Here is a 21,029-nt window from a genome sequence, read left to right on the forward strand (position 1 = left end):
TTCACTATGGCATGCGCGCGGTCTGCGGCGGATGACGCTCGGCCTGGGCGCGCGGCTCGCGGTAGCCGGCCACGACGGCCTCGAGGGCGGAGTCGGCGTCGAGCAGCAGGGACTGCGCCGTCGCGCAGGCGGCCGCGACGTCGGCGGCGGAGGCGAGCTGCGCGGACGTGCGCAGTTCGGAGAGGGTCGCGGCCCGGTCCAGGTCGTCGCGCACCGAGCGCTCGACCTGACTGAGCTGCACCTCGGCACGGGTCACCAGTCCGATCAGCGAGTCGACGGCGTCGAGCAGGGCGGCGGGATCGGCCACGTCGCCTCGTGCCACGAGTTCGGTCGCCTCGCGCAGCGGCCGGACTCTGCGCTCCGGAGTCGTGCCTGCGAGGACGGAGACTTCGGCGCGTGCGTGCTGGAGACGCTCCGGGAGGGACGAGCTCGGCGGGGTCACTCCGAGATCGTACGGCCGGAGTGTGACACCGCGTGACGCCGGGGTTCGACCGGCAGCGGCACCCTCCCCAAGATGGAGGTATGACCCGCTCGCTCGCCATCGTCGAGGTCGCCCACGCGCGGCCGGGCCGCGAGGAGTATCACGCGTACGTACAGATCCTGAACGGCCGCATCCTGACCCTCGCCCGCGAGCGCGGCTGGCACGCCGAGCGCTTCGCGGCCGAGGAGCTGGGCACGGCGGAGCTGCTGGCCCGCACGGCGGGGGCGGACGCCCTGGTGCTCGCGGGCGGCGAGGACATCGCTCCGGAGTGGTACGGGGCCGAGCGCGGCTACCCGGCTGAGGGTCCCCACGCGGAGCGTGCTGATGCCGCGCAGATCGCCGTGGTGCACCGCGCGCTGGCCAGGCGCACCCCTCTGCTCGGCATCTGCCGCGGCCTCCAGATCGTGAACGTCGCCCTGGGTGGCACGCTGGTGCAGGACCTGGGTCCCGAGGCGGAGCATGTCAACGCGGCCGCTCCCGCGCACCAGCGCATGCACCGGCACGAGGTCGCGATTGCGGCGGACTCCGTGCTCGCTAAGCTCTTCCGGGCGGAGGCGCTGGCCGTGCAGAGCGCGCACCACCAGGCGGTGGACGTGCTCGCTCCGGGTCTTCGTGTCGTCGCTCGCGCCGACGACGGCGTGGTCGAAGCGGTCGAGCACGGCTGCGCTCCCGTCCTCGGGGTGCAGTGGCATCCGGAGGACCCCGAGGCTCCGCCGGGTCAGCTGGCAATTCTCCTCGAGGGACTTCTCGCCGCATCGGGGGTCGCGCTCGCGGCTTGAGTCCGGCATCAGTCCTGGGTGTCCCCCTGAGCCCGTAGTGCGTACAGCAGGGCGTGCACGTCCTTAAACCCGGAGAGTGTGGCGATGTCCTGCCGGGACCGCTGTGCATCATCCAGATACCGCCGCGCGAGCCGCAATCGTGCGCGGCGGAGCTCCCTGGTCGCCGTCGTGCCGGCATGGGCGAAGGTCCGTCGCAAGTAACTGGGCGAGACCTCGAGTCGCCGGGCGAGTTCGGCTGGGGTCAGCTCCGGATCCGGGAAGCTGGAGGCGATGACGGCGCAGGCCCGGCGGTGCAGGTCGAGGACCCCGGGATTCTCCGGACCTGCCGGCGGGGCTGAGTCGAGCAAAAGTGCTATCAGCATCTGCAGGATGGCCGTCGTGAAAGCCGTGAATCCGGGGCTGGTCTTGGCGATGCCGACATTGAGAGCGACGTTGACGGTCGAGATCACGAGCGCGCGGAGTTCCGGCGCGACCGAGCGGAGAACGACCGCCGAGCCATGCGGTGGATGAAGGAATGCCGGGACCTGATCGGTCCGAAGGAGGACTTCGTACCTCGCCGCACTCTCGGCGGTCGACACCAGAGAGACGTCGGCACCTCTCACAAGCAGGATCTCCCCAACATTCCCTGTCCAGTCCCGATCGTGGCTCTCGGAGCGGACACAGACGGCGCCCTCGATCGGAACGAGTATCACGAGCATGTCTTCGCTTGATGAGCGCAGGGCACGCAGAGCGGAGTGCCAGATACGGATGAGATGCAGATGCGGCGTGCGCAGCTCGTCCGCGAACAATCGCAGTGCGGTGGCCTCGATAACCACTGAACCGTGCTGGCGGAGCCAGCGCACGGCGTCAGCGTCCTGCAGTGCTATTCCCCGGTCGACAAAGTTTTGCTTTTCTCGACGACTCTCCATCACCAGCCTCTTCTTCTTTCGACGGAGGTCGAGAGTACGCGAAGAAATCGGTGTGGGTGGCGCCACCGATTCCACCCTCGTGCTGGTGTCGAATCGACGCGAAAAATCGCTACTTGGCGGGGAGGATAACGATCCTCGACTGTCGTCGGACGTCGCGTTCTTCCATGATCGAGACGCTCCCCATTTCACCAGCGGAAGGCTGACATCATGAAGCACGAGAACAGATCATTTCGAGTCGACAGTGGCTGGACCATCGAGACGATGACGGAGCGTGGGCTCGAACGCCGCACTCTCGTCCAGGGCGCCGCGTGGACCATCCCCGTTGTCGGCGTCACGATGGCGACGCCGGCCGCGGCCGCCTCGAGCACTCCCACCCTCAGCTTCACGAACGGCCCTTATGCGGTCGACGCATGCGGCGTCCTCAAGGACGTGGTGCTGAAAGCGACGACGGACGGAACCACGCCGGTCGCCGCAGGAACCACCATCAGTGTCACCCTGCCCGACCAGCTGAAGTGGTCCGACGGCACCACCGGTACCAAGTCCTTCCCGGCGGATGCCAACGGCCAGGTCACGCTCAGCCGGATTACGAGCTCAAAAAACTTTTCGGAGACTGTGACTGTCGCCGCCAAGCGCGGTTCGACATCGGCGAGTGCTCCCGTGAAGGTGCAGAAGGGCACCGGCGCAGTCGCATACCAGTCGGACGGCACCTCTGCCGGCACCGCCTACAAGGATGTTCCTGCTGATTCGGTGTCGATCGGTGATATTACATGGTTGGCGCCGAATGGTGATCTCTACAAGGGCAACAAGGTGCTCGTGTCGAATGTGAAGAATGCTGTGCATCAGTTCATTAAGGACAATGATGTGCGCATCAATTATATGACGAAGGATGGTAAGGCGTTCCAGTCGGATGGGACGTCGGCGGGGACGGAGTACAAGAAAGTTCCTGCTGATTCGGTGTCGATCGGTGATATTACATGGTTGGCGCCGAATGGCGATCTCTATAAGGGTGACAAGGTGCTCGTGTCGAATGTGAAAAACGCTGTGCATCAGTTCATTAAGGACAATGATGTGCGCATCAATTATATGACGAAGGATGGTAAGGCGTTCCAGTCGGATGGGACGTCGGCGGGGACGGAGTACAAGAAAGTTCCTGCTGATTCGGTGTCGATCGGTGATATTACGTGGTTGGCGCCGAATGGTGATCTCTACAAGGGCGACAAGGTGCTCGTGTCGAATGTGAAGAATGCTGTGCATCAGTTCATTAAGGACAACGATGTGCGCATCAATTATATGACGAAGGATGGTAAGGCGTTCCAGTCGGATGGGACGTCGGCGGGGACGGAGTACAAGAAAGTTCCTGCTGATTCGGTGTCGATCGGTGATATTACATGGTTGGCGCCGAATGGTGATCTCTACAAGGGCGACAAGGTGCTCGTGTCGAATGTGAAAAACGCTGTGCATCAATTCATCAAGGACAACGATGTGCGCATCAATTACGTGACAGAACGGCCGTCCTGCGCCTAGCCCCCAGCGTGTTCCGCCGTCCGCCGTCCCCGCCATGATCGTTGTGGCGTGAGGGAGGAGACCGGATCGTCGTGACCCGGCCTCCTCCCCGTTCTCGCTTGTGGCTCGCAACGGCGGCTCGCTCGCTCCGGCCGCTCAACGGGCCAGCCGAGCCATCCATGCTTCGATCTCGTCGGCCGAGCGCGGGATGCCGGCCGAGAGGTTCTCGGCGCCATCGGCCGTGACGAGGATGTCGTCTTCGATCCGTACGCCGATGCCGCGCAGCTCCTGCGGAACGGTGAGGTCGTCGGGCTGGAAGTAGAGGCCGGGCTCGATCGTGAAGACCATGCCCTCCTCGACCAGGCCGTCGAGGTACATCTCGCGCCGAGCCCGCGCGCAGTCGTGCACATCGAGCCCGAGGTGGTGGCTGGTGCCGTGGACCATGTAGCGGCGGTGCTGCTGGTTGTCGGCTTCGAGCGCCTCCTCGGCGCTGACCGGGAGCAGACCCCACTCGGCGGTGCGCCGGGCAATGACGGCCATCGCCGCGGCGTGCACCTCGCGGAAGCGGATGCCGGGGCGGACGATCGCGAAGGCGGCGTCGGCGGCCTCGCGGACCGTCTCGTGTACCTGGCGCTGCGCGGGTGTGTACTGGCCGTCGACCGGGAAGGTGCGCGTGATGTCGGCCGTGTAGTAGCTGTCCTGCTCCACTCCGGCGTCCAGCAGCACCAGCTGCCCGGGGCGCACGGGGCCGTCGTTACGAGTCCAGTGCAGGATGCAGGCGTGCGGACCGGCAGCGGCGATGGTGTCGTAGCCGACCGTATTGCCGTCGGCACGGGCGCGACCAGTGAAGACCCCCTCGATCAGGCGCTCGCCGCGCTCGTGGGCGATGATGCGCGGCAGGTCAGCTAGGACGTCCTCGAACCCACGGCCGGTCGCATCGACGGCGGCGCGCAGCTCAGCGATCTCGTAGGCGTCCTTGACCAGGCGGAGCTCGGCGATGTCGCGCTCCATCGCGGCGTCGCGGTCGGCCCGCTCGCCGGCATCGACCGGGTCGAGCCGGCCGGTCACCGCGGGGTCGGCCTCGCGCAGCACGGCCAGAGGGACGCCGTCGTGTGCGTCGAGGACGGCGTCGAGTTCGCTGATCCCGCGGGTGTCGACGCCGAGATCGCTCGCGACCTGCGCCAGCGACGGACGCGGGCCGATCCAGAATTCACCGATCTCGGGGTTCGCGTAGAACTCGTCGGAGTCGCGGCCGGCGCGCTCACGGAAGTAGAGCGTCGCGCTGTGGCCGGACTCGGTGGGCTCGAGCACGAGAACGGCGCCCGGCTCGGAGTCGGAGCCCCAGCCGGTCAGCCAGGTGAAGGCTGAGTGCGCGCGGAAGGGATAGTCGGTGTCGTTCGCGCGCTGCTTGAGCCGCCCGGCGGGGACGATCACCCGGACGCCGGAATACAGGGCGGAGAGGCGCTCGCGGCGCGCGGCGGCGAACGACGACTGCTCGCGCGCGGCGGGCAGCGGCTCCTCCCGCTCGGCCCAGCCGGAGGCGATGTAGTCGCGGAAGCGGTCGGAGACGGGGGTCGTGGAGCGGTTCGCGGTGGCGCGGGGGCGGGGTGCGGCGGTGGGGTCGGGCGTCTGAGCGGTGGTCCGCTCCTCCGTGTTCGTCATGGCCTCCATTGTCCTCGCTCTGTTCGACCGGAGGGGCCGCTGCGGCCGCAGCCGTGGAAGCAGACCCGGTGTCAGGGCCTGTGGAGGAGCATCAGGACGCGTCCTTGACCAGCCCGCGGACCGAGAGCTGCACGACCAGAGGGCGGTGATCGCTCCCGGTGTCGTCGCGGTCCTCGACCACCTGGTAGCCCGAGACCTCCCGGCGCCCGGAGAAGAGGACGTGATCAATCGGGGCGCCGAGCGCAGTCGGGAGGGAGGTGGGCCAGGTGCCCAGTGCGCCGCCGCCCGCCAGCGCTGCGGCGTCCCGGCAGCCGCCGAGAGCCGCCGAGCCGGGCAGCCCCGCCCAGTGGTCGACGGTGGAGTTGAGGTCACCGAGGACGACGACGTCCTCCTCCGCCGAGCAGAGCGCGGCGACCGAGAGCAGGTCGCTCCGCCACTCCGCGAGACGTGAGGGGAGCGGCGCCATCGTGTGCACGGCGGCGAGGACGGGACGCTCGGGGGTGTCGGGGCGCGCGACCAGCGAGGGTGTTACTCCGGTGACGACGGCGGACGTGTCGACGCTGTAACCGCCGAGCGAGGAAGAGAGCAGCAGCGCGGTGCCGTCGTCGCCGCCGGACCCGGCGTAGTGCAGGGTCATCGGCACACCGTCGGAACCGAGCACGTCGACGACGTCCTGCGCGCGCGTCCGCGACACCTCGAGGAGTGCGAGCCCGTCGACCGCATTCTCCTGCGCCAGGGCGGCGATCGCCTCGACTGGCACGCCATCGTGCAGGACGTTCCAGCTCGCGAGCCGCAGGTCGGCCAGCCGGTGGGCACGCGGGGGAGCGGAGTCGTAGCCGCGCACTCCCTGCGCGCCGGCGAGGACCACCGCGAAGAGGACCCCCAGTGCGGCGAGGACTAGGGCGAGCCGGCGAACCGGGGCGACGAGCGCCGCGATCACGACCAGGACGGCGGTGATCCCGACGGCGGCCAGACCGGTCGCGAGCCGGAACGGCACCAGTTGGGCGAACGGGGCCTCGCGGGCGATCCCGAAGAAGCTCGGAGCCGCGAGCACCAGCAGCGCGATCGCGACGATCACCGTCACCGCGGTCTTGACCAGTCTCGTCCCCATCCCGGCTCAGGCTACTAGGGCAGCGCAGGGCTCGGAAGGCAGCGGATGACTGAGAGGGCTAGCAGGGCATCGTAGGGCTCGCACAAGGCGCGGCTACGATGAGGGACATGCATGTCGACGGTGGCGGGTACGACCTCCACACCCACTCCGTCGTCTCGGACGGCACCGAGGCTCCCGCCGACCTGGTGCGGGCTGCTGCCGCCGCGGGACTCGCTGGAGTGGCGCTCACCGACCACGACAGCACCGGCGGGTGGACCGAGGCACTCGCGGCAGCGGAGGAGGCGGGCATCGACCTCCTTCCGGGCATGGAACTCTCCTCGCGGGTGGGCTGGGCCAGCGTGCATGTGCTTGCCTACCTCGTCGACCCGACCGACGCCGGCCTCATCGCCGAGACCGCGCGCATCCGCTCGGCCCGCATGCATCGAGCGGAGGCGATCGTCACCGCCATCGCGGCGGACCACGACCTGACCTGGGACGACGTGCTCGCCCAGACCAGCCCGGGGACGACGATCGGGCGGCCGCACATCGCCGACGCGCTCGTCGCTCGCGGCTTGGCGACCGACCGCTCCGCTGCTTTCGCGGGAATCCTCGACTGGAGGGGCGGCTACTACCGGCCGCACTACGCCCCCGATCCGATCGACGCGGTCCGCCTGGTCCGGGCGGCGGGCGGCGTCCCGGTGATCGCCCACCCGGCGGCCAGCGCACGCGGAATCGCGGTGGAGTCGATCCTCCCGCAGCTCGTCGATGCCGGTCTTTTTGGCCTGGAGGTCGAGCACCGCGAGAACACGGCCGACGGTAAGCGGCGCCTGCGCGAGTTGGCCGAGCGCTACTCCCTCGTCACCACGGGCTCGAGCGACTACCACGGCACCGGCAAGCCGAACCGCCTGGGCGAGAACACGACCACGCGGGCCACTGTCGACGCGATCCGTTTCTCCGCCCGCTGACACACCGAGAAACCCGCCCCCGCACGACGAATCGCGAGGGGGCGGGCTCAGTGCGCTGCGGCTCAGGCTTGACCGTCGGGGCGCGGGGAGCGGCGACGCGAGCGGGTGCGGCGGCGCGGCTCGCTGTTGCCGTCGCGGTGCTCCTTGCTCTCGCTCGAGGGGGCGGGGCCGGTCTGCTGCGGGGCGGTTGAGTCGACGGAGTCGGAGCGAGTGCGCCGACGCGGCGGGCGCTCGCCGCGCTCGGGGCGGGCATCAGCCTTCGCCTCGGCGGGGATCGGAGTGGGCTTGAGTCGGCCCCGGGTGCCCGCGGGGATGTCGAGGTCGGTGTAGAGGTGCGGCGACGAGGAGTAGGTCTCGACCGGGTCCGGCTGACCGAACTCGAGGGCCCGGTTGATCAGGGCCCACTTGTGCAGGTCCTCCCAGTCGACGAAGGTGACTGCGATGCCGGTCTTGCCCGCGCGCCCGGTGCGGCCGACGCGGTGCAGGTAGGTCTGGTCGTCATCCGGGATCGTGTGGTTGATCACATGGGTGACGTCGTTGACATCGATGCCGCGCGCGGCGACGTCGGTGGCGATCAGGATGTCCTTCTTACCGGCCTTGAAGGCCGCCATCGCGCGCTCGCGCTGCTCCTGGTTGAGGTCGCCGTGCACGGCCGCCGCGTTGAAGCCGCGGTCGTTGAGCTCCTCGACGATGCGGGCGGCGGCGCGCTTGGTGCGGGTGAAGATGACGGTCTTGCCGCGGCCCTCGGACTGCAGGATGCGCGCGATGACCTCGTCCTTATCGAGCGAGTGCGCCCGGTAGACGATGTGCTTGATATTGGCCTGCGTGATGCCCTCGTCGGGGTCCGTCGCGCGGATGTGGATGGGCTTGTTCATGAAGCGGCGGGCGAGGGCGACGATCGCGCCCGGCATCGTCGCCGAGAAGAGCATGGTGTGGCGGGTGGGCGGAGTCTGCGCAAACAGCTTCTCGATGTCCGAGAGAAAGCCAAGGTCGAGCATCTTGTCGGCCTCGTCGAGGACCATCACCTGCACGTTCGCGAGCGAGAGCAGGCGCTGCCCGGCCAGGTCCAGAAGGCGCCCCGGGGTGCCGACGACAATCTGCGCGCCGGCTTTTAGCTGCTCGATCTGGCCCTCGTAGGCCTTGCCGCCGTAGATCGAGACGATCGTGGTCGGGCGATTGGACGCGGCCAGCTCGATGTCCTCGGTGACCTGGACGGCGAGTTCGCGGGTGGGCACGACGATAAGGGCCTTGACGCCCGGTTCCGGGTCGGTGCCGAGGGCCTGGATGAGCGGGAGGCCGAAGCCGAAGGTCTTACCGGTACCGGTCTTGGCCTGGCCAATGATGTCCTGCTTCTGCAGGGCCAGGGGGATCGTCTGCTCCTGAATGGGGAACGGCTCCAGGATGCCCTGGGCGGCGAGTGCGGCGACGATGTCATCGTCGATGTTCAGATCGGAGAAAGTCACGGAGTGAAGCGCCTGTCGTGTCGAACGGTCTACGCCCCTGTACGACTCCGGGCGCAGGGCCACCGATCCAGCGCCGGTGACATCCCGGCGAGTCTACTGCTCCGTAGCGCGTCGGCCCCGGAACCGCGCTCCTCGGGCGCCCTATGCTGAAGAAATGGCTGCCTGGTTCCGACGTCGACGTCCCCTGGCCGACCTGCCCCGCCTGACGCCCCGCGGAGAGTCGCCCCGGAAGCGCGACCGGGTCGACCTCGCCGACCTCACTCCCGAGGTGCTGCCCTATCTCGGTCAGGTCGCCTACCTCCAGCTCGCCGTGTTCGAGGTGCTGGCCCGCGCCGTCGCCGAAACCGAGGATCTCGCCGACAAGGAAGCGATCTCCTCCGCCGCGGGCACGGCGCTCGCCAAGCACCACGCGGTCGTCGCCGAGCTGCGCCGCCGCGACGTCGAGCCCGGCGACGCGATGGCTCCCTTTCGCCCCGCGATCGACACCTTCGAGCGCCTCACCCGGGGCGCCGACCTGCACGAGACGTTGCTCTCGGCCTACATCACGGCCGGCTTGCTCGACGACTTCTTCATCCGCCTGACCGGCGGGCTCCCCACCGATGTGGGACCGCGCATCGCGCAGACCCTCGGCGCCGACACGGGCGCCGACGACCTGGTCGCGATCTTGCGCCGCGAGATCGCCGCGGACGAGCGCCTTGGTTCTCGGCTGGCCGTCTGGGGCCGCCGCCTGGTCGGCGACACCCTCCTGGTCGCCCGCTCCGCGCTGATGGGGTCGGGCAACCACGACTCCGACGAATCACGGATCGAGCCCGTCTTCACCGAGTTGATCGCATCGCACACACGGCGGATGGACGCCCTGGGACTCACCGCCTGACGAGGGCGCTCAGGCCGGCGAGTAGGTGCCCGTCGGCAGCAGGCGCGAGCAGGAGTCGTGCTGGAGCGCGCCCGCCGTGGATCCGCCGGCCATCGCCGCGTCGGTGCGCACGACGTCGAGGCAGTCGGGAGGCGTACCGCGGTCCCACCGACGCCGCAGCTCCGACTCGACGACGTTCGTTGACGGAAGGCGGTGTCGGGCGAGTAGGTACAGGACCACGTCCTGGATCCGCTCGCGCGACATGGACCCGTCGAAGCGGAGGATTTCGGCGATGTCGACCGCGCTGGTGAGCACGTCGCCGGTCCGGGCCCGCGCACTGCCGATCATCATCTGCGTGGACGTGGGCTCGTCCGCTCCGGTGAGGACTGCTCCCGCCGTGGCCGGAAGCTCGATCTGTGAGCTCCCGCAGCGGTTGATCTGCCCGCTGACCCGCAGCTTCGACCACGGATCGACGCGCCACTGCGACACGTACACCTTCCACGCGCCGATCCCGGCCGCACTCTCGACCCGGTGCACGATCTCGAGGCGGGTGTCGGCCGTCGCGAGACCCTGCGTTCCGTCGGTGGCCGCTCCGGCCGAGCGCGTCTCGTGGGCGCCGGCGGACACCCGGGAGAAGGGCGCGCGCACCAGGAGCGTGCCGTCTGCGTCGGTCGCCGCCGCGAGGTGCGACCACTCCTCATCGCGGACGCGCGCGACCATCAGGACCGTTGTGGTGCCGCCGAAGCGCAGTGGGGCAGGCAGGAGCAGAGCGCTCGCGGCCGCACGCTCGAATCGCAGCGCCGGTAGACCACCCGGTCCGTCGGCGATCAACCGCGGCTGCCGGGAGGTGACGCTCTGCACGGCGGCCGTGCGGACGAGGGCGCCTGGAGCTGCCGGGACGGAGGCGACGCGGTCACCGGCCCGGAGTGGCAGATCGCTCGCGCGGAACCAGTACTGCGGGGCGGGATCCGGGGGGCGCACGACATCGACAGCCCCGTTCGTCGCCGTCGCGGTGTTCGAGGCGAGGGAGGTACCCGCCGCGTTCCGGGCGAAGACGACGTAGCTGCGCGGGGCCCCCGCGGGGGCGGCGCGGTCGATCCAGCCGCGGGTCGCGCCGTCGAGTACGGCGACCGCGGGGGAGGCGCTGTTGGCCCGTGTGCCGTCGGCCGCGTGCAGGACGAACTGCGAGATGGACGAGCCGGCGTCGGAGGCGGGCGGCGTCCAGCTGACGGCGACGCCTCCGGAGAGGGCGCGTGCGGTGAGAGCGGGGCGGTCGAGGCGGCGCGAGAGCGTCGTGACGGAGGGAGCAGGCAGCTCCCACACCTCGGCACGCGCGGGATCGTTGGGGAAGGCGGGGTAGAGCCGGAGCAGGCCGTCGCCGTCGAGGCACTCCGGGTCGAGGTAGGCGCCCGATGTGCCGGTGGTGGCCAGGCCCGTCGGACCCGCGACGGCGGAGTCGGTCCAACTCCGCCCGTCGCTGGTCGCGTAGACGTGCAGGCGCGCATCCGCCGGGAAGGCGGTCGGGCGGCCGTCGTCCGAGACGAGCCCCCAGTTTTCGCGTCCCGGCCAGTGCTCGTGGTCGTCGTGACTGGAGGCGACCACCACGATGGTGCCGGAGCGAGAGGAGACGAGGGAGGGCATGCCCGCGTGGTGATTCGACGTCCAGGTGCCGTCCGAGCGGCGCGAGCCGGGATTGTAGAGGCAGATCCGCTCGAGGGTCTTCGTGGTCGGGTCCCAGATTGCGGCCCAGAGGGAGCGGTAGTCGCTCAGCACGGGGGTGCCCACGGCGAGGCCGGAGTCGGAGGAGTCGGCTGGCCGCCTCGACCAGGTCGCGACGACGACCACTCGTCCGCCGCTCGCGACGCCGACCCGCGCACCGACGCTGTCGTGCCGGGCATCGTCCGACGCGCTCGCGGAGTAGGCGGGCCCGTCGAAGACGACCAAAACGTTCGCGTTCGCGGGTGCCGGTACCGAGGGCCGGAACAGCTGAGCGGCGGTGACTCCGGTTCCCGGATGCTTCCAGGTGCGGCCCTGGTCGTCGCTGCGAGCCAGCGCGATGTCGCGCCGCGGGAAGCCCGACTGGTCGGCGTCCGTGTTGATCCGGAACTCGGCCGCGCACCAGATCGTGCTCGAGGTCGCGCCGGTGGGGCGGAAGAAGGCGAGCTCGTGCCCGTAGGCACCGGTGCGCAGGCCCGTGGTCGGATGCACGCTGAGCCCGTCCCTCACGCCGTAGCCGTCGGGCTGCGCCGGGTCGTAGCGGGTGTCCTCGCGGTGCAGTGGGCGCAGGACCCGCGCGGTCTCGTCCCAGGTCCACAGGAGCGCCTGGTAGTCGGAGCCACGGATGAGGAGGTAGGTGGTCGCCGAGGCCGAGTCGCGGAAGAAGCGCGAGTATGAGACGCCGGTCCGCGCGCCGGCTGGGGCGGGGACGGCGGAGAACGAGGAGACGTCGTGGGAGGTCCGGGAGGCGGACACGGCCAGGGGAGCGTTCCGCCAGCCCGCCCCTCCTCGGGACACCAGCTTGTGCAGCGGAGGCTGCACAAGTACGCGACCTGCGTCGGTGACGGTGACGCTCGCGCCGCGATGACCGGGATTCGTGCCGTCGAATTCGACTGCGGCGACGATCTCGGTGAAGGAGGCCGCGGATCCGTTCTTGGGGAGACGCCAGATCCCCGAGCGGGCGCGAGGATGCCGGTCGGTGATCGTCCACCACTGGGGTTCGGCGATCGAGTCGGCAACGTAGACGGCGTCGGCATCGGAGCGGATCGGCGTGAAGAGGGAGGTCGACTGCGGCAGTCGCGCTCCGTTCAGGGACAGCGCAGCGGCGCGCACAGGGACGACACGGGTGACGGTGAGGTCCGGTGCCGTCGGGACAGCGGCATCGGCAGCCGGAGCGATGGCGGCTCCGGCGACTCCTGCGGCGGCAGCACCGAGTACCGCGCGCCGAGTGGCTGTGACGGTCTTCCCGAATTTAACGGGCATTTCTACCCCCAAAAAGAGTGATTCCCATGATTGTCGGCGCTCGTCACCCTGTGCGGGCCTGACGGTCGTTGGCTGGCGCGTCATCGTCCGACCGTGTCGCGCTCCGGGAGTGCCGAAGGCGCGGGAGTCCGGGACTCCCGCGCCTTCGGCACGATCAGGGGGCGACGCGGCCCGACATCATCGCCTGCAGCGACGCCTCGTCGCGGCGGGCGCGGCTGCGTCCGAGGGAGAGATCGGCCACAAGGACGGCCGCAGTAGTCACGACGAGGGTGATGACCCAGATCAGGCCGCCGTCCCACGGCAGGCCCGCCCAGGTCAGCGCCACCCAGGCGACCGCAGCAACCAGCCCGCCGAGCGCTGGGACCAGCATCGAGCCGTGCAGGTGCCGGTGCGGCAGCCTGTACCGCGCGGCGAGACCGATCAGGACCCCGAACAGGGTGATGAAGAGAAGCTCCACGACGTGTCCGCGGGCAGAGGCTAGGCGACGAAGCCGACGCGGCGCGACTCCTCGGAGCCGACCTCGACGAAGGCGATGGTGTCGGTCGGGACGATGTAGATCTTTCCCTTCTCATCGCGCAGACGCAGGACCGCGGTGCCGGCCTCGAGAGCGGTGGTCACCGTCTTCTCAACCTCGGTCACGGACATCGACGACTCGAAGTTGAGTTCGCGCGGAGTGTTGACCATTCCAATACGGATTTCCACCAGCAGTGCCTTTCGGGAGGGGACGTGGCTGTCAGGATACGGGACCGCGTCCTGCCGACGGCGCGCGTTTCGCGGTGAGCGGAGCGAGCGGCCGCGGCCCGCGCCGGGCGCCGAGGGGAGTGTCGGACCCTGTGACTACCGTGGTCGTGTGACTACTTCCGCCACCTCCGCTCCGTCCCCGGCCCCGGCCGTCGGCGTGCAGCGGCCAGGCGTGCCAGCGGTCGTGCTCGACGCGTCCCAGCGGGCGGTACTCACGCTGCCGGAGGGGCGCAGCGCCGCGGTGCTCGGGGCGCCCGGCTCGGGCAAGACCACCACGGTGATCGAGCTGGTCGCCGAGCGCGTGCTTGGGCGGGGCTATTCGCCCGAGTCCCTAGTCGTCCTCGCGGCCAGCCGCACTGCCGCCACCGCCCTGCGCGACGTGCTCGCCCTGCGCCTGGGTGTGCCGACCCGCGGTCCGCTCGCCCGCACGGCCACGTCGCTCGCGTTCGAGGCCGTCACCTCCTCCGCCAAGGCGCGCGGACTGGAACGGCCGACCCTGCTGACCGGCGGCGAGCAGGACGCCCTGCTCTCGGAGCTGATCGAGGGCCACCTCGAGGAGGGCAGGGGCCCGCGCTGGCCCGAGGAGTTCAGCCCAGAGGTGCTGAGGCTGCGCACGTTCCGCACCGAGCTGCGCGAGTTCGGCATGCGGGCCACCGAGCACGGACTCGACACGGACGCGATCCGCGCGCTCGGGGAACACGCCGAGCGCGGCGAGTGGAGCGCCGCGGCCGACGTGCTCGATGAGCTGCGCGAGGTGGTCGAGTGGACGGCCCCCGAGGCGGGCACCCGGCTCGACGCGGCAGAGTTCGCGGCTTTCGCAGCCGAGGCGATCCGCGCGGGCGAGGGCGGCGAGCGGATCGACGCACTGCGGCTCGTCGTCGTCGACGACCTCCAGGAGGCGAGCGAGTCCACCCTCGTGCTGCTGCGGGCGCTGGCCGAGCGCGGGGTGACGGTGATCGCGCTCGGCGATCCGGACGTAGCGACGAGTGCCTTCCGGGGGCGGCCTCCGACACGCTCGGCCGTTTCGCCGCGAGCCTCGGGGTGGCCGAGGTCGAGACCCTCGTGCTCGCGCGCGTGCACCGGCATTCCGCGGCGCTGCGGGCGGTGGTGTCGGCGGCGACGGAGCGGATCGGCACCGCGGCGGCCGGGCGGCAGCGGTCGGCCCTCGCGGCTTCGGCTCCCGAGGGTGCTTCGGCGCCCGTGCTGGTGCTGCACGCTCCGACGGCGGCGCGTGAGGCAGCGACCGTGGCGCGTCTGCTCCGCGAGCGGCGGCTGCGCGACGCAATCCCGTGGCGGCGGATGGCGGTCGTGGTGCGCTCCGGAGCCGCTGTGCAGCCGCTGGTGAAGGCCCTCGCCGTCGCGGAGGTACCCACCCGCTCCGTGCTCGCCGGGCGCGCTCTGCGCGAGGACCACGCGGCACGGGCGCTGCTCGTGCTGGTCGGCGTCGCGATCGGCGAGCGGCCGCTCGACGCCGAGCTCGCCGCGGAGCTGCTGCTCGGCCCGTTCGGCGGCGTCGACCGGCTGGGCCTGCGCCGCCTCCGGCTCGCGCTCCGGGCGGAGGAACTCGCCGCCGACGGCATCCGTGCGAGCGATCCGCTCCTGGTCGAGGCCCTGGCGGCGCCCGGCCGTTTCGCCACCATCGACTCCGCTCCCGCCCGCCAGGCCGAGCGGCTCGCCGTCACGATCGACGGGGTCCGCCGCCTGCACGAGGAGGGCGGCTCGATCGAGGAGCTGCTCTGGTCGGCGTGGGAGTCGAGCCGCGTCGCCACGTCCTGGCGCGACGTCGCGCTCGGCACCGGCTTGACCGCCGCGGAGGCCAATCGCAACCTCGACGGCGTGGTCGCGCTCTTCAGCGCCGCGCGCCGCTTCGTGGAGCGCGCGACCGGGCACTCGGCGATCGGCTTCGTCACCGAGATCCTCGAGGCGGAGGTGCCGGAGGACACGCTCGCGGCGCGCTCCGTCGTGGACGCGGTGCTGATCGGCACGCCCTCCTCGGTGGTCGGACTCGAGTTCGACGTCGTGGTGGTCGCTCGGCTGCAGGACGGCGTCTGGCCCAACCTCCGCCAGCGCGGCTCGCTGCTCGATCCGGACGGCCTGCTGCGGCACGCCCGCGGCGAAGGCGGCCTTCCCCTCGACGCCCGCAAGGCCACTCTCGACGACGAGCTGCGGATGTTCGCGCTGGCCACCTCGCGCGCCCGGCGGCAGCTGGTGCTCAGCGCCGTCGCCGGCGAGGACGAGACGCCCTCCGTCTTCTTCCGGCTCAGCCCGCCGGACGCGCCGCGGCTCGATCCCGCCTCCGCGGTGCCGCTGACACTCCGCGGGGCGGTCGCGGCCCTGCGCCGGACGGCCACCACGCCGGACTCGACCGAGGCGCCCGCCGCAATCCGCGGACTCAGCGCTCTGGCGCTCGCCGAGGTGCCCGGCGCCGAGCCGTCCTTCTGGTCGGGGGTGCTGGCGCCCTCGACGACGGAACTACTGTTCGACATCGGCGACCCCGAGCGGCCCGTCTCCGTCTCGCCGAGCCGCCTCGAGGCGTTCGAGCGCTCGCCGCTGGACTGGTTCGTCGACGTCGTCTCCGGCTCCACGACGAGCACGGCGATGGGGGTCGGCACGCTCGTGCACTGGGTCCTCGAGAACGCCGAGCGGCCTGATCCGAAGGAGCTGTGGGCGGCGCTTGAGTCGCGCTGGCCCGAGCTGGTCTTTGAGTCACCGTGGCTGGGCGAGCGGCAGAAGCGCGTCACGCGGCGGCTGATCGACGGCCTCGCGGGCTACCTCGCCGACTTCGAGCGCGGGGGAGGAGTGGTGCTCGGCCGCGAGCAGCAGTTCGAGCTCGACGTGCCGCCCGCCCGCGTGCGCGGCTCCATCGACCGAGTCGAGCGCTCCGCTGACGGCTCCGTCACGATCGTCGACCTCAAGACTGGCCGCAGCGTGCCGCGCAGGGACGACATCGCCGAGCACGCGCAGCTCGGCAGCTATCAGCTCGCGGTCGCCGAAGGAGCGATTGAGGCGGCCGACCCGGCCGACGGGGGCGGCGCGAAGCTGCTGTTCGTAGCGACGGGCGTGCGCGGCAAGCCGTACCGCGAGGTGGTGCAGGAGCGCTTCGGCGAGGAGGAGCTGGAGCGACTGCGCGAGCGCGTCCGCTCCGCAGCGCTGGGTATGGCGGCGGCCGACTTCTCGGGCCTGCTCGACGCGACACCGTTCTCGCCCGGCGACGCGCTGCGCTACCGCATCCACGCCGTGCCCGAGGTCCCGGGCGATGGACTCCTGGCGATCGAGGACCCCGAGGACCCCGAGGACCCCGAGGACCCCGAGGAGGATCTGCCGTGATCGACGCCCTAACCATCGCGGAGCGGCTCGATCTGCGACCGCCCACCGCCGAGCAGCGCGCCGTGATCGAGGCGCCGCTCGAGCCCGCCCTCGTCGTCGCCGGCGCAGGCAGCGGCAAGACCGAAACGATGGCCAACCGCGTGCTCTGGCTGCTCGCGAACGGCTATGCGGCTCCGTCGGAGGTGCTCGGCCTCACCTTCACCCGTAAGGCGGCGGCCGAGCTCGGCGAGCGCATCGGGCGCCGGATCGACCAGCTCGGCGCGGCGGGCCTGCTCCCACTCCCGCCCGGGCAGACGGTCCCGGATCCGTTCGAGGCCACCACCGTCTCGACCTACAACGCCTTCGCGAACACGATCTTCCGCGACAACGCCGCGCTGATCGGACGCGAGGGGGACGCGACTGTGCTCTCCGAGGCCTCGGCCTGGCACCTCGCGCGGGGCGTGGTGGCCGAGAGCGTCGACCCACGGATCCTCGAGGTGGAGGCGGGCATCGACCGCCTGACCGACCTCGTCGTCTCGCTCGCCCACGATCTCGCCGACAACCTCGCCGATCCGGCCGCTGTCGCCGCATTCGCCGAGGACTTCCTTCGCCTGGGCGAGTTGCCCCGCGGGGGCAGCGGCTCGGGACTCTACCGCGAGCTCGAGAAGGCGCTGCAGGCGGTAGGCGCACTGCCGGTGTTGACCGCGCTGGCCGAGCGGTTCCAGGAGGCGAAGGCCGAGCGCGGCCTCGTCGAGTTCTCGGACCAGGTCGCGCTGGCGCTGCGGATCACCGACCGGGTGCCACGGATCGTGGACGAGCACCGCACCCGGTACCGGGTGGTGCTCCTCGACGAGTACCAGGACACCTCCGTACTGCAGACCCGGCTGCTCGCTCGCCTGTTCGCCGGGCAGGGCGTGATGGCCGTCGGCGACCCGCACCAGTCGATCTACGGCTGGCGCGGAGCGAGCGCCGAGGGGCTCGGCCGCTTCGGGACCGACTTCCAGGGAGCGGGCCGCTTCTCCCTCAGCATGAGCTGGCGCAACGGACGCCGCGTGCTGACTGCCGCGAACGCGATCGTCGAGCCGCTGTCGGCGGGCAGCGCCGTCGCCGTCGACACCCTGAGCGCGGGGCCGCAGGCGTCCGAGCATCCGGTCGACCTGACCTTCCCCGAGACGATCGAGGAGGAGGCGGACGACGTCGCGCGCTGGTTCGCCGGGCGCCTGCGCGTGAGCGCTGGGCCGCCGTCGGCCGCGGTGCTGTTCCGGGTTCGGGCGCACATGGACCGCTTCGCCGCCGCCCTGGCGAAGCACGGCGTCCGCTACCACATCCTCGGCATCGGGGGTCTGCTGCGCCAGCCGGAGATCGCCGACCTCGTCGCCGCGCTCACGGTGGTGGAGGACCCGGCAGCGGGCAGCGAGCTGGTCCGGCTTCTGGCGGGCGCGCGCTGGCGCCTGGGCGTGCGCGACCTCAGGGCGCTGCGCGACCTCTCCTCATGGCTCGCGGCCCGCGACCACGCGCACCGGCTGCTCCCCGAGGAGGTGCGCGAGCGGATGCGTGCCTCGGTCACCGAGGGCGAGGGCGGGTCCATCGTCGAGGCCCTCGACTTCATCGCCGCACGCCGCCTCGGCGAGAACGGGCTGATCGACCACTCCGCACTCACTGGGTTCAGTGCCGAGGGCCTGCGTCGACTGCACGAGGCGGGCACCCTCTTCGCCCGGCTGCGGGCCAGGGCGGGCCTGGACCTGCTCGACTTCGTCACCCTGGTCGAGCAGGAGCTGGGACTGGACATCGAGGTCGAGGCGAACGAGTCGCGCGGTGACGGCCGCGCCAACCTCGAGGCGTTCCGGGAGGCGGTGGCCGGCTACCTGCAGACTGACGATCGCGGTGCGGGCACCGGCTCCTCCCTCCGTGGCTTCCTCCGCTGGCTCATCCTCGCCGATAAGCGCGACGGCCTGGCCCCGCGTCCGGAGGACCCGGAGCCCGGCACGGTGCAGCTGCTCACGATCCACGGCTCGAAGGGCCTGGAGTGGGACCTCGTCGCGGTCCCGCGGATGGTCGACGGCGAGCTGCCGGGCACCCCGGTCGAGGGCTTCCGCGGCTGGGTCCGCCTGGGCGCGATGCCGTACGCCTTCCGCGGCGACGCGGCCGAACTCCCCGATCTGGCCTGGCGCGGCTGCCGCACCCAAAAAGAGGTCGTCGACGCGATCGGTGTCTTTGGTGACACCCTCCGCGAGCGCAACGAGGCGGAAGAGCGACGGCTCGCCTACGTCGCCGTCACCCGCGCGCGCCACCACCTCCTGCTCAGCGGCTCGTGGTGGGCGGGCCAGGCGAAGCCGCGCGGGCCGGGTGTCTTCCTCCGCGACCTCGAGGCGGCCGGCGCGATCCCGCCGCTGCCGACCGAGCCTGCGAACGAGGAGAACCCGCTCGAGCGCGCCCCACGCACCTTCCGCTGGCCCCACGATCCGCTCGGCTCCCGCGGCGACCGGGTGCGCGCCGCCGCCGCCCGCGTGCGCAGCGCCGAACCCGCGCTGCTCGGAGCGCGGGGCGACGACATCCGCCTACTGCTCGCCGAGCGTGCGGTGCGCCTGGCCGGGGGCGAGCGCGCCCCGCTGCCGACCCGCATCCCGGCGTCACGGTTCAAGGACATCGTCAGTACGCCCGACGAGGTCGCGGCCCAGTTGCGCCGGCCGATGCCCGAGCGCCCGTACCGGCAGACCCGGCTGGGCACGACCTTCCACTCCTGGGTCGAGAACCGCTTCGGCATCCCAGGCGGGGCGGAGCCGGTCGACACGTTCCCCGACGAGCTCGACGACGTGGGCCCCGCGAGCGTCGAGCACGAGCGGCTGGACGCGCTGATCGCGACCTTCGAGCACTCGGAGTGGGCCGACCGCCGCCCGGAGGCGGTCGAGATCGAGATCCACCTCGAGCTCGCCGGCCACATCGTGGTCTGCAAGCTCGACGCGGTCTACCCGAGGGAGGAGGGCGTCCAGATCGTGGACTGGAAGACCGGGCGCGCACCGAAGAACGCCGCAGACCTTGAGCTGAAGCAGTTCCAACTCGCGCTGTACCGCCTCGCCTACTCGCGCTGGCGGGGAGTACCGCTCGAGAGCGTCGACGCCGTGTTCTACTTCGTGGCCGATGACCTCGTGCTGCGGCCCGAGCGCTTCTACTCCGAGCGCGAGCTGGCGGAGTCGCTCTCCTCCGCGACGGGTGCCAGCCCACGGCCGTGAGCGGAGGAGCCGGTGCGCGCCCCGGGCGTGCGGTTCAGCAGCTCCTCGACCTCCGAGACTTCCAGCACCGGACCGGTGTCGCTCGAGAGTGGAGCGGAGAGGTCGCCGAGCACGCTGTCGACGAGCGTGTCGAGCATGGCGACCGCGTCGTCGACGATCGCGGAGTCGTCGGTCTCGGTGCCGTGCAACAGCCAGCGTGCGAGTTCGAGTTCCGCGTAGAGCTGGGCGCGCTGGCGGATCGTGCGGTCCACCGCTCCCGCGCGGATCCGCGAGTAGGCCGAGAGCGCCGTCTCAGACCCCGGGGCGCTCAGCAGCCAGTGCAGGTCGCGGGCCGGGTCGCCGACCCGCAGTGCCGCCCAACCGAGCACGGCGACGACGACATCGCCCGAGCGGAGGAAGGAATCGGCCGTCAACGAGCCGTTCACCACGGTCGGGTCGAACTGCCAGAGCGCTTCGTCCGAGGATGCCGACTCCCAGCGCGCGACGAGCGCCGCCGGGACGTGGCCGGTGTCGGCTGCGCGCTCGATCACCGTGACCGTCTCGTTCATGCTGTCGCGGGCCGTCGCGATCGGCAGCCCCGCCTCCTGCACGAACGACGCCGGCAGCGAGTGGACTGCCCCGATAGCCCGGCCGACCGAGTCGGCGAGCCCGCTCTGCGCGGCCACGTCGTCGATCAGGACCCGATCCCCCGCAAGGTACTCGTAAACCACAGCGCGAGTGCCGTCGAACGGCGCTTGCCCCACGCTCTCCTGCAAATCGAACGGCAGGCGGCTGCGGATCCCGGCGGTCAGCGCCCGGAGTGCGACGAGGTCGCCCAGCTGCTCCTGCTCGGCGAGCGCAGAGGTAGGCACGCGCACCAGGAGGCGGGCGCCGTCGCGCGTGGTCAGCAGCGCGGAGTCGAAGTCGCCGTGCGTCGACGAGGTGAAAGCGCGCGCGGAGCGGACGTCGAGGCCCTCGACGGCCGAGGTGGCCAGCGCGGCTAGAGTGAGAGGGGATCTGGCCATGGTTTCCAGGGTAGGCGGCTCACGCCCGGCCGGCCCGCCGCCACGCGCTGTCCCGCCGATGCCGT

16 protein-coding genes are annotated in these 21,029 nt (G+C 71.1%); 7 read left to right on the forward strand and 9 right to left on the reverse strand.

Features of this window, described 5'->3' with window-relative positions:
* Positions 1-4: 4 nt before the first annotated feature.
* On the reverse strand, positions 5-442 hold the full coding sequence (locus tag C1O28_RS15035) for a hypothetical protein (protein WP_097166588.1): 438 nt from the start codon (positions 440-442) through the stop codon (positions 5-7).
* An 80-nt stretch (positions 443-522) separates the two neighbouring features.
* On the opposite strand from C1O28_RS15035, the gene C1O28_RS03405 reads away from it, so the two are divergent.
* Complete coding sequence (locus tag C1O28_RS03405) at positions 523-1,260, forward strand: gamma-glutamyl-gamma-aminobutyrate hydrolase family protein (protein WP_097166587.1); 738 nt, start codon at positions 523-525, stop codon at positions 1,258-1,260.
* A gap of 8 nt (positions 1,261-1,268) precedes the next feature.
* Here the strand turns inward: C1O28_RS03405 and C1O28_RS03410 are convergent, their stop codons facing one another.
* The gene (locus tag C1O28_RS03410) at positions 1,269-2,168 is read right to left on the reverse strand and encodes a helix-turn-helix domain-containing protein (RefSeq protein ID WP_104248675.1); all 900 of its coding nucleotides are present in this window, start codon (positions 2,166-2,168) and stop codon (positions 1,269-1,271) included.
* A gap of 207 nt (positions 2,169-2,375) precedes the next feature.
* Here C1O28_RS03410 and C1O28_RS03415 point away from each other — a divergent pair, with 207 nt between their 5' ends.
* Positions 2,376-3,692 carry a hypothetical protein gene (locus C1O28_RS03415; RefSeq protein WP_104339352.1) on the forward strand — a complete coding sequence of 439 codons (1,317 nt, stop codon included), beginning with the start codon at positions 2,376-2,378 and terminating at the stop codon, positions 3,690-3,692.
* 135 nt (positions 3,693-3,827) lie between these two features.
* On the opposite strand, the gene C1O28_RS03420 is transcribed toward C1O28_RS03415, so the two are convergent.
* Both C1O28_RS03420 and C1O28_RS03425 read right to left on the reverse strand, forming a co-directional pair.
* Positions 3,828-5,333, reverse strand: a complete 1,506-nt coding sequence (locus C1O28_RS03420; protein WP_104336494.1) for an aminopeptidase P family protein — start codon at positions 5,331-5,333, stop codon at positions 3,828-3,830.
* Between the two features lie 91 nt (positions 5,334-5,424).
* Positions 5,425-6,444, reverse strand: coding sequence for an endonuclease/exonuclease/phosphatase family protein (locus C1O28_RS03425; protein WP_097166583.1), 1,020 nt, complete (start codon positions 6,442-6,444; stop codon positions 5,425-5,427).
* A 98-nt stretch (positions 6,445-6,542) separates the two neighbouring features.
* Between C1O28_RS03425 and C1O28_RS03430 the strand changes: the two genes are divergently transcribed.
* Complete coding sequence (locus C1O28_RS03430) at positions 6,543-7,388, forward strand: PHP domain-containing protein (RefSeq protein ID WP_419866650.1); 846 nt, start codon at positions 6,543-6,545, stop codon at positions 7,386-7,388.
* Positions 7,389-7,450: 62 nt separating this feature from the next.
* Here C1O28_RS03430 and C1O28_RS03435 read toward each other — a convergent pair whose 3' ends face one another.
* Positions 7,451-8,851: a DEAD/DEAH box helicase gene (locus C1O28_RS03435; protein ID WP_097166581.1), complete on the reverse strand. Its 1,401-nt coding sequence runs from the start codon at positions 8,849-8,851 to the stop codon at positions 7,451-7,453.
* Positions 8,852-9,005: 154 nt separating this feature from the next.
* On the opposite strand from C1O28_RS03435, the gene C1O28_RS03440 reads away from it, so the two are divergent.
* On the forward strand, positions 9,006-9,725 hold the full coding sequence (locus tag C1O28_RS03440; protein ID WP_097166580.1) for a ferritin-like fold-containing protein: 720 nt from the start codon (positions 9,006-9,008) through the stop codon (positions 9,723-9,725).
* Between the two features lie 9 nt (positions 9,726-9,734).
* Here C1O28_RS03440 and C1O28_RS03445 read toward each other — a convergent pair whose 3' ends face one another.
* The 3 genes from C1O28_RS03445 to C1O28_RS03455 form a co-directional block, all read right to left on the reverse strand.
* The gene (locus tag C1O28_RS03445) at positions 9,735-12,683 is read right to left on the reverse strand and encodes a hypothetical protein (RefSeq protein ID WP_097166579.1); all 2,949 of its coding nucleotides are present in this window, start codon (positions 12,681-12,683) and stop codon (positions 9,735-9,737) included.
* A gap of 154 nt (positions 12,684-12,837) precedes the next feature.
* Positions 12,838-13,140, reverse strand: coding sequence for a hypothetical protein (locus tag C1O28_RS03450; protein WP_097166578.1), 303 nt, complete (start codon positions 13,138-13,140; stop codon positions 12,838-12,840).
* A 20-nt stretch (positions 13,141-13,160) separates the two neighbouring features.
* Positions 13,161-13,385, reverse strand: a complete 225-nt coding sequence (locus tag C1O28_RS03455) for a DUF3107 domain-containing protein (RefSeq protein WP_068212463.1) — start codon at positions 13,383-13,385, stop codon at positions 13,161-13,163.
* Positions 13,386-13,533: 148 nt separating this feature from the next.
* Between C1O28_RS03455 and C1O28_RS15895 the strand changes: the two genes are divergently transcribed.
* Genes C1O28_RS15895 through C1O28_RS03465 form a run of 3 tightly spaced genes read left to right on the forward strand, consistent with a single transcriptional unit; the run spans position 13,534 to position 19,960 of the window.
* Positions 13,534-14,769, forward strand: a complete 1,236-nt coding sequence (locus C1O28_RS15895; RefSeq protein WP_338052089.1) for a UvrD-helicase domain-containing protein — start codon at positions 13,534-13,536, stop codon at positions 14,767-14,769.
* On the forward strand, positions 14,670-16,751 hold the full coding sequence (locus C1O28_RS03460) for a PD-(D/E)XK nuclease family protein (RefSeq protein ID WP_338052090.1): 2,082 nt from the start codon (positions 14,670-14,672) through the stop codon (positions 16,749-16,751). Before C1O28_RS15895 ends, C1O28_RS03460 begins: the two co-directional genes overlap by 100 nt.
* Entirely contained in the window at positions 16,748-19,960 is a 3,213-nt protein-coding gene (locus tag C1O28_RS03465; protein ID WP_097166577.1) for an ATP-dependent DNA helicase, read from the forward strand. Before C1O28_RS03460 ends, C1O28_RS03465 begins: the two co-directional genes overlap by 4 nt.
* Here the strand turns inward: C1O28_RS03465 and C1O28_RS03470 are convergent.
* Positions 19,897-20,964, reverse strand: coding sequence for a phosphotransferase (locus C1O28_RS03470; protein ID WP_097166576.1), 1,068 nt, complete (start codon positions 20,962-20,964; stop codon positions 19,897-19,899). The genes C1O28_RS03465 and C1O28_RS03470 overlap by 64 nt on opposite strands.
* Positions 20,965-21,029 lie beyond the last annotated feature (65 nt).

This window comes from Rathayibacter rathayi (assembly GCF_004011095.1).
In the GTDB taxonomy this organism is placed as follows: Bacteria; Actinomycetota; Actinomycetes; order Actinomycetales; family Microbacteriaceae; genus Rathayibacter; species Rathayibacter rathayi.